At 71.5% G+C, this 421-nt stretch carries 1 pseudogene; it reads left to right on the top strand.

Annotated elements, in window-relative coordinates:
* A pseudogene (locus HCK04_RS40610) lies at positions 1-421 on the top strand (DNA-directed RNA polymerase subunit beta); the annotation flags it as partial.

Genomic DNA, 421 nt, shown 5'->3' with positions numbered 1-421 from the left:
GACCAACCCGCTGGCCGGCCTGACGCACAAGCGGCGTCTGTCCGCCCTGGGCCCGGGTGGTCTGTCGCGTGAGCGCGCGGGCTTCGAGGTCCGCGACGTGCACCCCTCGCACTACGGCCGCATGTGCCCGATCGAGACGCCGGAAGGCCCGAACATCGGCCTGATCGGCTCGCTGTCCTCCTTCGGGCGGGTCAACTCGTTCGGCTTCGTCGAGACCCCCTACCGCCGCGTCGTCGACGGCCGGGTCACCGACGAGATCGACTACCTCACCGCGGACGAGGAGGACCGGCACGTCGTGGCGCAGGCCAACACGGCCCTGAACGCCGACGGCACCTTCGCCGAGACCCGCGTGCTCGCCCGCCGCAAGGGCGGCGAGTTCGAGGCCGTCCACCCGTCCGAGGTCGACTACATGGACGTGTCG

This window comes from Microbispora sp. CL1-1 (assembly GCF_012034195.1).
Lineage (GTDB): Bacteria > Actinomycetota > Actinomycetes > Streptosporangiales > Streptosporangiaceae > Microbispora.
The sequence above is the reverse complement of the archived record's forward strand: the minus strand, read 5'-3'. Positions and strand labels throughout refer to the sequence as shown.